The organism is Limnoglobus sp. (assembly GCF_059499385.1).
Genome location: NZ_JCABYM010000028.1, coordinates 41,839 through 54,250, shown reverse-complemented (window position 1 = coordinate 54,250; position 12,412 = coordinate 41,839). Strand labels below are relative to the sequence as shown.

Annotated in this window: 9 protein-coding genes and 1 tRNA gene; 8 read left to right on the top strand and 2 right to left on the bottom strand. The window is 67.9% G+C overall.

The features are described 5' to 3' along the window. Window positions 1–106: 106 nt before the first annotated feature. Window positions 107–1,543 (bottom strand): DUF1501 domain-containing protein, encoded by a 1,437-nt coding sequence (locus AC5JJ2_RS05145; protein ID WP_495856891.1) that lies wholly within the window; start codon window positions 1,541–1,543, stop codon window positions 107–109. 147 nt (window positions 1,544–1,690) lie between these two features. Here AC5JJ2_RS05145 and AC5JJ2_RS05140 point away from each other — a divergent pair, with 147 nt between their 5' ends. Next, window positions 1,691–3,619 carry a DUF4129 domain-containing protein gene (locus AC5JJ2_RS05140; RefSeq protein ID WP_495856890.1) on the top strand — a complete coding sequence of 643 codons (1,929 nt, stop codon included), beginning with the start codon at window positions 1,691–1,693 and terminating at the stop codon, window positions 3,617–3,619. Between the two features lie 288 nt (window positions 3,620–3,907). Here AC5JJ2_RS05140 and AC5JJ2_RS05135 read toward each other — a convergent pair. Then, window positions 3,908–3,982, bottom strand: a tRNA-Pro gene (locus tag AC5JJ2_RS05135). A gap of 233 nt (window positions 3,983–4,215) precedes the next feature. Between AC5JJ2_RS05135 and AC5JJ2_RS05130 the strand changes: the two genes are divergently transcribed. The 7 genes from AC5JJ2_RS05130 (at window position 4,216) to wecB (ending at window position 12,412) form a co-directional block, all read left to right on the top strand. Next, window positions 4,216–5,895, top strand: a complete 1,680-nt coding sequence (locus AC5JJ2_RS05130; protein ID WP_495856889.1) for a hypothetical protein — start codon at window positions 4,216–4,218, stop codon at window positions 5,893–5,895. A 97-nt stretch (window positions 5,896–5,992) separates the two neighbouring features. Then, window positions 5,993–8,227 (top strand): hypothetical protein, encoded by a 2,235-nt coding sequence (locus AC5JJ2_RS05125; protein ID WP_495856888.1) that lies wholly within the window; start codon window positions 5,993–5,995, stop codon window positions 8,225–8,227. Between the two features lie 194 nt (window positions 8,228–8,421). Further along, window positions 8,422–9,732 carry an SGNH/GDSL hydrolase family protein gene (locus tag AC5JJ2_RS05120; protein ID WP_495856887.1) on the top strand — a complete coding sequence of 437 codons (1,311 nt, stop codon included), beginning with the start codon at window positions 8,422–8,424 and terminating at the stop codon, window positions 9,730–9,732. Between the two features lie 91 nt (window positions 9,733–9,823). Then, entirely contained in the window at window positions 9,824–10,522 is a 699-nt protein-coding gene (locus AC5JJ2_RS05115; protein ID WP_495856886.1) for a YHS domain-containing protein, read from the top strand. Window positions 10,523–10,539: 17 nt separating this feature from the next. After that, on the top strand, window positions 10,540–11,013 hold the full coding sequence (locus tag AC5JJ2_RS05110; protein ID WP_495856885.1) for an SRPBCC family protein: 474 nt from the start codon (window positions 10,540–10,542) through the stop codon (window positions 11,011–11,013). Window positions 11,014–11,015: 2 nt separating this feature from the next. Next, complete coding sequence (locus AC5JJ2_RS05105) at window positions 11,016–11,264, top strand: hypothetical protein (protein ID WP_495856884.1); 249 nt, start codon at window positions 11,016–11,018, stop codon at window positions 11,262–11,264. Between the two features lie 5 nt (window positions 11,265–11,269). Beyond that, window positions 11,270–12,412, top strand: a complete 1,143-nt coding sequence (gene wecB / locus AC5JJ2_RS05100; RefSeq protein WP_495856883.1) for a non-hydrolyzing UDP-N-acetylglucosamine 2-epimerase — start codon at window positions 11,270–11,272, stop codon at window positions 12,410–12,412.

Sequence of the window (12,412 nt, the reverse complement as noted above, 5' to 3'; positions counted from 1 at the left end):
GGCCATAGTAGTAGGCACACTCCGTGTGCCGTCTGCTGAGGGTCGCAGCGACTCGGACGAACTCGCCGCGACGGTGAACGAGACGGCACACGGAGTGTGCCTACTACTATGCGAACAACTCGCGGATCGGCTCGCCGCCGTCCGGCAGGAGGTGGTACGGGCGGTTCGTCGCGTCCGCGTAGGCGCTGTCGAGCGGGACGCCGAAGTAGCGGTAGATCGTCGCCGCGAAGTCGCCGGGTGACACCGGCCGCTCCTGGACGTGGCCGCCGTCCTTAGTCGAACTGCCGATCACCTGGGCGTGCCGCAGCCCGCCGCCGGCGAGCAGCATCGACATGACGTAGGGCCAGTGGTTGCGGCCGTCGGTGCTGCCCTGCGTGCCGACGGTGGGCGTGCGGCCGAACTCGCCCATCGCGACGACGAGCGTGTCGTCCAACTTGCCCCGCTGCCGCAGGTCCTCGACGAGCGTGGTGAACAGGTGGTCGAACAGCGGCAGCAGCGGGCCGAGGCCCTTCTTGATGCCGCCGTAGGGCGGGATGTTGTCGCCGTGCGTGTCCCACGTCCCGGACGCGGTGTGGTAGCTCAGGTCGAGCGTGACGAACGCGGACCCAGCCTCCACGAGCCGCCGCGCGAGCAGTGCCTGCTGACACCACAGGTGCTTGCCGTACTTCTCGCGCGTCCCCTTCGGCTCCTTCTCCAGGTCGAGCGCGTCGCGAACGCGGCCACTCGTCAGCATCTCGACCGCCTGCCGGCCGTACTTATCGAGGCCGCCGGCATCGGAATCGAGGCTGTCGCGGAGCCGGTCGAAGTTCTTTAAGAGCGACTGCCGGTCGTCGAGCCGGTCGGTACTCACGCCGACCGGTAGCTCGAACATGCCGCCGCCGGATAGCTTGCCCGAATCCTTGCCGACGAGGTCGTAGACCGGCAGCTTCGCCGCGTCGTTGGCCAGGAACGGGTCGTACTGCTTCCCGGCCCGCCCGGCGAACGCGAGGTGCGACCGCGACTTGATGAACGCCGCGTAAGCGGGAACGGCCGGGTGGTTTGACCCGTGGAACTTCGACACCAGCGACGCGATGGCCGGGTAGCTGCGGGCCTCGGGGTTCGTCCGCGGCTCGGCGAGCAGGTTGCCGGTGGTCATCACGGTGTTCGGCTCGTGGCTGCTATGCCGGCAATCCACCGAGCGGATGACAGTGCAGCGGTCGAGCATCGCCGCGAGCTTCGGCAGGTGCTCGCACACCAGCACGCCGGGCAGCTTCGTCTTCGTCACGCCGAACGGCCCGCGGTTCTCCGGCGGCCGGTCCGGCTTCGGGTCGAGCGTGTCAATTTGGCTCGGCCCGCCGGTCATCCACAGGAGGATGACGCTCTTTTTCTTCGGCGAGGAACGACCGGCTTCGACCGCCTTCGCCGAGTTCGCGAGCAGCATCGGCAGCGACAGCCCCGCGAGGCCGCCGACACCCGCCTTCAGCAAGTTGCGGCGGGTCGGCAGCGTCAGCCCCTCACGGGCGTGCGGCAGGAGCGACGTGAAGGCGTGGGAATGGCGGTGCATGTCGGGTTCCGGCGAAGGAGAGGCCGGGTGGCGGGATGTCGAGAGTGTACCAGACACGGATGTGGGTTGGAAGAGACTAACCCGGCGGCTCACGCCGCTCGGCTCGCCGATATGGTACACTGGTGTCAACTCGTCACGGAACCCCGCATGGCCGCCGAGAAGCAATCGCAAACGATCACGGACTGGGTGGTCATCGCCCTCAGCCCGCTCCTCGTCATGTTGATGGTCGGCAGCCTCGTCTTCTTCCTCGTCGAGGTGCTGTACGCCGGGCAGTACAGTTCGCGTCTGCTCTACACGCTGTTCTTCTTCGTCGTCGGCGCGGTCCTCATCGCCCGCATCAGCATCGAGCAAGGGTCGCTGAAAGCCCGGCTCTACGGCATCGGCCTGGGGATCGCCACGTTCCTCGCGATGATGGCATTCGTCGAGTACCCGGCGAGCGCCGTCAAGCCGATCGCGCCGCTGATTAACCTCGTGCTCATGGCGATCGTCTGGTGGTCGGCGAACAAGCTGACGTGGGACTGCACGCACCTGGACGAGGACCGCAAGGCGTCCGGCCGCGGCGTCCTCGCGGCGGCGGGGTTGGGCGAGGGCAGCGCCAACGCCGCCGCCGACCGCGCGAAACAGAAGCAGGGCGAAACGGACGAGGAAGCGGCCGCGGCCGAGAAAGCGGAAGACAAGAAGCGGCGGAAGGACCCCGAGGGCTTTTCCGGCTGGCTCGCGCGGTGGAAGCGGTTCCGCGAGGCACAGAAGAAGAAGCCGCACACGCCGGGGACGTGGATCGTCTACTTCTCGCTCGCCGCGTTCCCGATCTTCGGCCTCGGCCAGTCGCTCATCGCCGCCGACGACGCGGCCCGACGCCGGGCGACCTTCATGCAGATGGCCGTGTACGTCGGCAACGGGCTGATGCTGCTCGTCACGACGAGCCTGCTCGGCTTGCGGAAGTACCTCCGCGAGCGGAGTGCGAAGGTCCCGGCCCAGATGACGATGGGCTGGCTCGGCATCGGTGCGGGGTTGATCCTGCTGTTCCTCGCGGTCGGGGCGCTACTGCCGCGGCCGCACTCGGAGACGCCGCTGATCGACCTGCCGCGGGCCGGGAAACAGGATCGCAAGGCGTCGAAGTACGCCCAGAAGACGGACGACGGCGCGGCCGGCAAGGGCGAGGGCAAGGCCGGGCAGAAGAATGAGGCCGGCAAGGACGCGAAGAAGTCCGGCAAGAACGGCGAGAAGGGCGGCAACGCCGGCGAGAAGGGCGACGGCGGCGGCAAGGGCGACGACCAAGGCGGCCGGCAGAACGACGGCGACAAGGGCGGGAAGCAAGGCGAGCAAGGGAAGAACAAGGGCAACGACAAGAACCAACAGAAGAAGCAGGACGATCAGAAGAACGGCCCGAACGCCAAGAAGGACGACCAGGGCGAGAAGAAGGACGGCGAGGAGGGCGAGCAGTCCGACGACGCCGACGGCAAGGCGGAAGAGCAGGACAAGTCGAGCGACGACAGCAGCTCCTCGCGGCCGAGCGTGTCGCAGATGATGGAGGCCATCGGCGGGTTCCTCAAGTGGGTGACGTGGTTCGTCATCGCCTGCCTCGTCATCGTCGGCGTGGTCATCTTCTTCTTGAAGTACCTCGCGCCGTTCACCAGTTGGGCGAAGAACCTCCTCGACTGGCTGCGGAACCTGTTCGCGCGGAAGGCTAAAGTGAAATCCGGTGGTGCGAACACGGACGACGAGGAAGAAGAGGCCGCGGTCGAGCGACCGCCGCCGTTCAGCGATTACCCGAACCCGTTCGAGGACGGCACGGCGAAGCGGATGACGCTGCCGGCGCTGATCGCGTACACGTTCGCGGCGTTCGAGGCGTGGGGCTACGACCACGATCTCGGCCGCACGCCGGACGAGACGCCGAACGAGTTCGCCGCGAAGGTCGGCGAGCAGTGCGAGGAGCTGAATGACGTAGGCCGGCAACTCGCGACCCTGTACGTGCAGTCGCTCTACTCGAAGGCCGACCTGCCGGCCGTGGAAGCGATCAAGACGCTGAAGGAGTTCTGGAAGGAAATCGAAGTCGCGGAGGTGGTGGCGACATAGTAGTAGGCACACTCCGTGTGCCGTCTGCCGTCGGTCGCAGCGAGTTCAGTGGACTCGCCGAGACGCCGAACAGACGGCACACGGAGTGTGCCTACTACGTTGGCTTCACCCCAGCACTTCACCCACGACGCCGCTGCGGGTGGTTCGGCCCCGACCACCGTGGGGGTAGAGTGCGTGAAATCTTGGAATCCTGGGAATCTTGGACATCTAGCCTGCCAGATTGGCAGATATTCCAGGGTCGAAGTGTGAAAAAACGAACCCCGGCGGTTTTCACCGCCGGGGTTCAGGTCGGACCGGGGAGATTTGAACTCCCGACCTCTTGCACCCCAAGCAAGCGCGCTAGCCAAGCTGCGCTACGGCCCGATGCGTTCGTTTTACCGGTTCCCGCCGCATCGACAATCGGACTTTCCGCACGATCACGACGGGCTGCCAACAAAGACGCCGCATTCCCCGTCGGGGTTCGCCGGCGGCTTGCATCCCATCGGGTTCGCTGATAGCTTGAACGAAATACGGGGGGCGGCCGCGCCAACACTTCGCCCGCACACCCGTTACGCCTTTACCAATCCGTGTCTTTCCACCGCCCGCGGACCCCGACCATGCTCCGACTCCGACCCGGACTCGCCGCGACCCTCTTCCTCGGTTCGGTCCTCGCCCTCAGCGCCCAGGCCCCGCCCGCACCCCCGCCGAAGGCCGATCCCAAGCCGGCCGTCACTCCGGCCAAACCCGCCCCGCCGCCCCCGGCCGCCAAGCCGCGGGCCTACGTCCCGCTCTCGGCGTTCACCCTGCCGCTGCCGACCATCCTGGGCAACGCCCGCGGGCAAGTCCAGGAAATGCGAGACGGCAAGATTGTCGTGCAAGACCCGGCCACGAAGAAGCCGCGGAAAGAGCTACAGGACTCGATGAACCTGATCGCGAAGGAGTTGGTGTACGCCATCACGGACCCCAAATACTACACGCAGCCGGGGCCGAACCGGCAGAACGTCCTCGCCCCGACGCCGGCGGAACTGACGCTCGAATCCCGGTTCGAGGCGGCCGAGCGGTTCGTCCTCGTGCCGTCGTGGGGCCGGAAGTTGACCATCGACCAGTACGACTACATCGTCGGGTTCGGGGAGGCGATGAACGCGGCCATCCTGGACATCCTCGAGCCGAAGCCGGCGAAGGCGGGCGACCCGCCGCCGGCCGTCCCGGACATCATGCGGGTGAACGCCGCCCGGATGCTGGCCACGGCCGCGAAGTCCGGCGCGCCGGCCCTCTACCCGACGATCCTCAAGCTCGTCGGCAACCCGGACACCGACCCCGGCGTCCTGATCTACGCGCTGAAGGCGGCGGAAGGGTTCATCGCGGCGTACAACCCCGTCCTGGTGAATGACGCCAAGTACGCGATCCACGTCGTCCGGGACGCCGAGATGCTGAAGCTGACGGAGGCGCTCGACGCCGTCGTGAAGCGGACGAAGCCCTACGGCGTCCAGCCGAAGAAGCCGACGCCCCCTCCCCCGCCCGCGCCGAAGGCCGGGGAGTTGAAAGGTGGCGAGTTGAAGTCGGGCGACCCGAAGGCCCCGCCACCGCCGGCGGCGAAGGCCCCACCGCCTGCCGCGAAGGCCCCGCCGGTTCAGCCGAAGACGGAGCCGAAGGCCGCGCCCCCGATGCCGCCGGTGCCGGTCGGGCAGCTCGAGACTGAGACCGTCTCCCCGGAACAGCAGATGGTAGTCCGCTACTTCCGCCGGGCGGCGCTGCGGGCGTTGGCCCAGTGCCGCTACCCGCAATTCATCGACCCGGCGAACGGGAACGCCTTCCGCCCGCTCGCCACGCTCGCGAAGATCGCCGTCGGCGACCCGTCAATCACCACGACGCCGGGGAACGACGAGATCGCCATCGCCGTCATCGGCCTGTGCAACCTGCACGACTACAAGGACGTGAACTTCGACGCGCTGTGCGACTGCATCGCCCAGGGCGTCGTGAACTTCGCCGGGAAGAAGGCCGGGAACGCCCAGGACAAGTCGATCCCGTGGAAGGTGACCGGCAGCCTCATCATGACCGCGATCCTGGACATGAAGAAGGCCCCGAACGCCGGCCGGTTCGCGAACAAGATCGACTCGCTGACGACCGTGCTCGTGGACCGGGTGCTGGCCCCGCTGGAGAAGGTCGGGAACGCCGGGCAGGCCCCCAACTTCGAGGCCGTCGCCCGGTGGCGGGAGCAGAACGGCGTCCAGGAGTTGAAGCTGTTCGTCGAGGCGAAGGAGCCGCCGGTGCGGCCGGGGTTCGTGTCGGCCCGGTGACGGAACCGGAATGGCCGTTGCGATTCCCCCGATTGTCGTCAACAATACAGGTATCTCATTCGGTCCGGGTCTTCCGGACCATTCGCGGAGGGCGACTATGCGACGCTGGCTCCTGCTCCTCGGGGCGGCCCTGGTCGGAAGCGTATCGACGGCTCACGCCCAGAACTCGCGGGACGTGACGTACCCCGGCTACCTGGTGATTCGCGTGGTCCTGGACGCCGGCGGGGCGGCCGCCCCGGTCGGCGGCGCGCCGCCGGGGGCCCCCGGCGACGGTGGCGAGGGGCAGTACGGCCCCGGCAGCGGCGCGCCGCCCGGCGACTCCGGTACTCCCGGCTCGTTCGGGTTCGGCGGCCCGATGGGTGGAGGCCCGCCCCGCCCGGCGGGGGCGGACGCGGTGAAGTCGATCTACGTCGTCGCCCCGTTCCGGTCGATCAACTTCAAACTCCTCTACACGGACCGCCGGCCGGGGCCGAACAACCCGGTTTACCCGGCCGCGAAGACGAAGTACGGAACGACGTACCTGTACCACGACGGCACGTCCGTCTTCGTCGAGCCGCTCCGCGAGGACGCGAAGGGGACGATCCAACGGCAACTCGACGCCGCCATCCAGGAACGTTACCGGAAGTGGACCAACAACCGCACGTTCGACCCGATTTTCGAACTCACCCTCGACGCGCTGGCGGCCGGGATGATCGACGACGCGTTCAAGTACGCGAACGAGACGCTGACGCTGATGGACGTGTTCAAGGACAAGACGCCGCCGCAGAAAGTCCTGGACTTCGCGAAGGCGTGGAAGGCCGTGGCGGCCAAGCTCGACGCCGCCGCTACCCAGCCGAACGACGCCGAGGAGTGGCGGTCCCGGCTGTCCGCCGCGGCGGTGAAGAACGGCAAGCACTACTCGATCGTCTACTGGGGCGACCGGCAGATCAACCCGGCCGAGATCGACCGCCGGCTGAACGCCCTCGAGCGGAACATGAAGGCGTTCTACCTCTGGCACGCCCTCCAGGGCATCACCCTGTCCGTGCCGGACAAGCCGATGGTCGTCATCCTCACCGACCGGGTGACGGACGTGACCCCGCTCCACAACAAGCTCGACGGCCTGGCCCTCCAGTCGGACGCCTTCTACTCCCCGTCGCACGACGTGCTCGTGCTCTCGCCGGAGCGGATGGACCAACTCGGGGCGGCGTTCGCGGACATGGCCCGCGCGTCGTACAAGAACGGCTGGAGCCGGGACGAGTTGCTCAAGGGCATCCCGCCGACCGGCGGGCAGAAGCAGTCCCCGCAGGAACTCGCGCGGATGATGACGCTGGCCCTCGTGGACAAGCTGCTCGAGGAGGAGATGGACCACTCGGCGATGAGCCGGGAGGCGAGCCGGCAACTGTACGTCGCGAGCGGGCTGATCCCCAAGAACGTGCAACTCCCGCACTGGACCGAGTCGGGCATCAGCAGCTTCATGCAGCACCCGAAGGGGCCGATGTTCGTCAAGGACTCGAAGGGTGGCCAGTCGATGGTCGTCGGGCTGGCGTTCGGGTACGGGTCGCCGAACTATATCCTGCACCGGCACTACAAGGAACTCGACAAGGAGCAGGGTCGCCAACTGCACCCGAAGGCCGAGGAACTCCTCAAGAACGTGCTGACGGACCGGTACTTCGAGGGGGCGAAGACGGGCGTGGACCCGGACCCGCCGCCGGCCAAGCCGACCACGAACCCCGGCGAGCCGAACGGCCCGACGGGGCCGGGGTTCGGCCCGATGGGCGGGGGCGGCTTCCGGCCCGGCGGCAGCGGGCGGCCGCCCGGCGGCGGCGGCCCCGGCGCGATTCCGCCCGGCGGCCCCGGCGAGGAAGGCGAGTCCTACGGCCCCGGCGGCGCGGCCCCCGGCGGGACCGGCGGGCCGGTCGTCCTGGAGAACGAGGCGGCCAACAAGCGGAACGCCCGCGAGCGGCTCCAAACGAAGGCCGACGCCACCGCCTGGGCGCTGACGTACTACCTGTCCCGCGGGCAGATGTACGGCGTGCAGAAGTATTACGCCGAGTTGCGGCGGATGCCGCGGGACATGCGGCTCGACGAGCAGTTCGTGCTGAAGACGTTCTGCAAGTGCTTCAACCTGATGGACAAGCAGAAGCCGGAGGAGATCGACCAGGCCGCGTTCAAGAACTTCGCCGAAACGTGGGTCCGGTCCATGCGGAACGTCCCCGTCTACGGCGTGGACCTCCCGCTCCAGGCGTCGAGTTCCGGCGGCGGCAACCCCGGCGGTGCCGGCCCGATGGGGCCGGGCGGTGCCGGCGGCCGGCCCGGCGGTCCCGGCGGCGCGCCGGGCGGGTCCGGGAGCTGATCCCGGCGTGCTAAATCTTCCGAATCCGACCCGACACCGCTCGGGTCGGATTTTTTATTGAACCGGTCCGCCGAATAGCGGAACATCTGAGACCTACGCTCGTGGAACCCGGAGCGGTAGCGACGGGGTGTCTTCTGCATAGCACCCCGTCGCTACCGCTCCGGGTTCCAAAAAAGCAACCGGAGTCCAGCCCGATGACCGTCCTCTCCCGCCGACCGTTCCTCGCCGCATTCGCGCTCGTCGCCATGACCCCTTTCGCGTTCGCCCAGGCCCCGCCCAAGAAGGCCGAGTTGAAGAAGGGCGTCCGGGTGGCCGTCGTCGGCGACTCGATCACGGAGCAGAAGCTCTACAGCCGGTTCCTCGCCGACTACCTGACCGCCTGTTACCCGGACTTGGAGGCCCGCGTCGTCCAGTTCGGCTGGAGCGGCGAGCGGGCGGCCGGGTTCCTGGCCCGCATGGACAACGACCTCATGCCGTTCAAGCCGGACGTGGTCACCCTCTGTTACGGGATGAACGACGGCGGCTACGCCCCGTTCAACGAGCAGACCGGCCAGAACTACGAGAAGCCGCTCGTCGCGATCGTCAAGAAGTTGAAGGCGGCCGGGGCGACGGTCGTGGTCGGGTCGCCCGGCGCGGTGGACGACTACTTCTTCCGCCGCGACCCGAAGGCCGACGGCGTCACGGAGCAATCGAAGATGTACAACCCGACGCTCGCGAAGCTGCGGGACATCGCGAAGAAGACGGCGGCCGACGCGGACATGCCGTTCGCGAACGTCCACGACGCGATGATCGACGCGATGCGGAAGGCCCAGGCGTCCGACAAGCTCGGCAAGACCTACGCCGTCTGCGGGGGCGACGGGTTCCACCCGGACGCCAACGGGCAGCTCGTCATGGCCTTCGCGTTCCTCCGCGGGCTGAACCTCGACGGCGACCTCGGCACGATCACCGTGGACCTGGCCGGGAAGTCGTCCGCCGAGAACGGGCACACGGTCGTCGGCGGCGAGGGCGGCACGGTCGAGGTCGAAAGCTCGCGGCTCCCGTTCGCGTTCGGGGACGACGCGAAGTACGGGAAAGTCACCGGCGGCATCACCCCCTTCCTGCCGTTCAACGAGGAGTTCAACCGCCTGACGCTGAAGGTGAAGAACGCCCCGGAGAAGGTGAAGGTGACGTGGGGCAAGGAGTCGAAGACGTTCGCGAAGGCCGAGGTCGAGCAGGGGGTCAACCTCGCGGCCCACTTCCGGAACCACCCGCTGGCGGCCGCGTTCGCGGAGATCGACAAGGCGATCGCGAAGCAGCAGGACTTCCAGACGTTCATGATTAAGAGCGTCATCACGAACCACCGGGCGCTGGCCGGGCTGGCGAAGGACGACGCGGAGCTGGCCGCGGCGCTCGCGAAGGTCCGCGACCGGCTGTGGGCGAAGGAGGACGCGAACCACGCGGCCGTCCGCGCCGCCCTGCCGAAGTTCCCGGTCAAGCACACGATTACCGTCGAGAAGGCCGAGTGACCGGCGGGTTCGTCGTCTAAACGGAAGGAACCGCGGCCGACCGCCCGCGTCCAACACCGTAACACCCACCCTCCGAATCAAGGACCGCGCGATGAATCGCCGACTGCTTGTTGCCCCGGCCTTGCTCGCCGGGCTGTTCCTCTGCTCGATTTCGGCCGACGACAAGGCCGACGCCGCGAAGGCGAAGAAGGCCCTGCAAGACGTGAGCGAGTTTATCGGCCAGTGGAACCTCGACGCCAAGCCCGCGAAGGGGTCGTCGTGGCGGGAGACCGCCACCTGGGGCTGGAAGTTCAAGAAGGACGACGCCTGGATCGAACTCGACGTGAAGGACGGCAAGTACTTCACAAAGGGGGAGCTGAAGTACCTCGCGGACAAGAAGCAGTACCAGCTCACGACGACGGACAAGGACAAGAAGGCGGACGTGTACGCCGGCGAATTCAAGCGGGGCACGCTGAAGTTCGAGCGGAAGGACGCGAAAACCGGCGACGTGCATCGGATCACGATCAACACCCTCGGCGAGGGCGTGCGGATGGCGCTCACCTACGAGGTGCAGGCCGGCGGCAAGGGGCTGTTCGCGGCCGTCTACAAGGCGAGCGGGAACAAGGAGGGCGAGACGTTCGCCGGCGGGACGGCCAACAAGAAGCCGGAGTGCGTCGTGACCGGCGGCGTCGGCACGAGCACCGTGTCGTACAACGGCAAGACGTACTACGTGTGCTGCTCGGGCTGCCGCGACGAGTTCAACGACAACCCGAAGAAGTACGTGGACGCGTTCGAGAAGAAGAACAAGTAACCGGGGGCCGCCCGCCCATGCACTTGCACCGGACCGTCACCATCGGGGCACCGCCGGCCGTGGTCTGGCGGTGCCTGACCGACCCCGACTTCCGGCCGAAGTGGCTGAGCAACTTCGTGTCGGAGGAGCCGGACGAACCGGGCCGGACGGGCGCGGGGACATCCGCGACGGTACGGTTGCGGCAGAACAACCGGGTGGTCGAGTACCGGTCGTCGGTCATCGAGTGGGACCCGGAGCGGCGGCTGTCCGTCGGCCTGACCGGGGGCGGGCTGCCGAAGGACGAGGTGATGGGCGTGATCTATACACTCTCCCCCGGCGACGGGCCGGCGGGCACGGCCGTGGATTACGACTTCCATTTCCCGGTCCGGAACTGGTTCTTCAAACTCCTGTCGCCGCTCATCCGACTCGGGGCGGGGAAGCAGATCGAGATCAACCTCGCGAACCTGAAGGCCCTGGCCGAGTCACTCGCGAACGAAGGGGAAGGAACGTAACGATGGTCGCCGCCGTCCGCTGCCCGAACCCGAAGTGCCGGAAGTTCATGCTCGTCGAGGACGCGGACCAGGGGAATGTCGTCCCGTGCCTGATCTGCAAGCAGCCGGTGAAGGTCCCGACCGCGGGCGCGGCCCCCGTGAAGGCCCCGCCGCCCGCCCCGGCGGTTTCGGTCCCGCCGCCGGGTGAGGGCGACCTCATGCCGATCTTCGACGACGACCCGCCGCCGGAACCGCAGTTCAAGTTGGACTGATCCCGATGAAGTCCGGCCCGCCGAAAAACGTCTGCGTCGTGTTCGGTACGCGGCCGGAGGCGATCAAGCTCGCGCCCGTCATCCTCGCGGCCCGCGGCGACTCGCGGTTCGCCGTCGAGGTGTGCGTCACCGGACAGCACCGAGAGATGCTCGACCAGGTGCTCGGCACGTTCGGCATCAAGCCGGACGTGGACCTGAACCTGATGACGCCGGGCCAGTCGCTCGCGGAGTTAACGGCGCGGACGATCGCGTCGGTCGATGCCCACCTCGCGAACTCGAACCCCGATCTGGTACTCGTTCAAGGCGACACGACGACGGTACTCGCGACGGCGCTGGCGGCGTTCTACCGCCGCGTACCGGTCGGCCACGTCGAGGCCGGGCTGCGGACCGGCGACCTCGGCTCGCCGTTCCCGGAGGAGGCGAACCGCGTCCTCACCTCGCGGCTGGCCGCCCTGCACTTCGCGCCGACGCCCGCCGCGGCCGACAACCTGCACGGTGAAGGTGTGCCACCGGGCCGCGTGTTCGTAACGGGTAACACCGTCATCGACGCGCTCTTGCACACCGTCCGCGACGTGGAAGCGAACCCGCCGACCATCCCCGGCCTGCCTTTAGACGCGCTCCCGCCAGGCCGCCGGTTCGTCCTCATCACCGGCCACCGCCGCGAGAACTTCGGGGACGGGTTCGAGCAAATCTGCCGGGCGGTCGCGGCACTCGCGGACCGCTTCCCGGACGTGGCGTTCGTCTATCCCGTTCACCTGAACCCGAACGTCCGCGAGCCGATATTCCGCGTCCTCGGCGGAAAGCGGCCGAACCTCTTCCTGCTCGAACCGTTGGCGTACCGCGAGTTCATTGACCTCTTCCGCCGCTGCACGCTCGTGCTGACGGACAGCGGCGGCGTACAGGAGGAAGCCCCGACGCTTCAGAAACCGGTGTTGGTGATGCGGGACACGACCGAGCGGCCGGAGGGGGTGGCGGTCGGCGCGGTAAAGCTGGTCGGCCCGCGGTTCGACGGCATCGTGAACGGCGTGACCGAGTTGCTGACGAACCCCGCGGCCTACGCCGAAATGGTCGGCAAGCCGAACCCTTACGGCGACGGCACGGCGGCGCGAAAGGTCCTGGAGATTTGCGCCGGCTGGTCGGGGAAGTGA

Excerpts from the sequence above, each read along its gene's own strand:
- AC5JJ2_RS05145 (WP_495856891.1), bottom strand. The coding sequence starts at position 1,543 with ATGCACCGCCATTCCCACGCCTTCACGTCGCTCCTGCCGCACGCCCGT.
- AC5JJ2_RS05105 (WP_495856884.1), top strand. The coding sequence starts at position 11,016 with ATGGTCGCCGCCGTCCGCTGCCCGAACCCGAAGTGCCGGAAGTTCATG.
- AC5JJ2_RS05120 (WP_495856887.1), top strand. The coding sequence starts at position 8,422 with ATGACCGTCCTCTCCCGCCGACCGTTCCTCGCCGCATTCGCGCTCGTC.
- AC5JJ2_RS05115 (WP_495856886.1), top strand. The coding sequence starts at position 9,824 with ATGAATCGCCGACTGCTTGTTGCCCCGGCCTTGCTCGCCGGGCTGTTC.
- AC5JJ2_RS05110 (WP_495856885.1), top strand. The coding sequence starts at position 10,540 with ATGCACTTGCACCGGACCGTCACCATCGGGGCACCGCCGGCCGTGGTC.
- wecB (WP_495856883.1), top strand. The coding sequence starts at position 11,270 with ATGAAGTCCGGCCCGCCGAAAAACGTCTGCGTCGTGTTCGGTACGCGG.
- AC5JJ2_RS05130 (WP_495856889.1), top strand. The coding sequence starts at position 4,216 with ATGCTCCGACTCCGACCCGGACTCGCCGCGACCCTCTTCCTCGGTTCG.
- AC5JJ2_RS05140 (WP_495856890.1), top strand. The coding sequence starts at position 1,691 with ATGGCCGCCGAGAAGCAATCGCAAACGATCACGGACTGGGTGGTCATC.
- AC5JJ2_RS05125 (WP_495856888.1), top strand. The coding sequence starts at position 5,993 with ATGCGACGCTGGCTCCTGCTCCTCGGGGCGGCCCTGGTCGGAAGCGTA.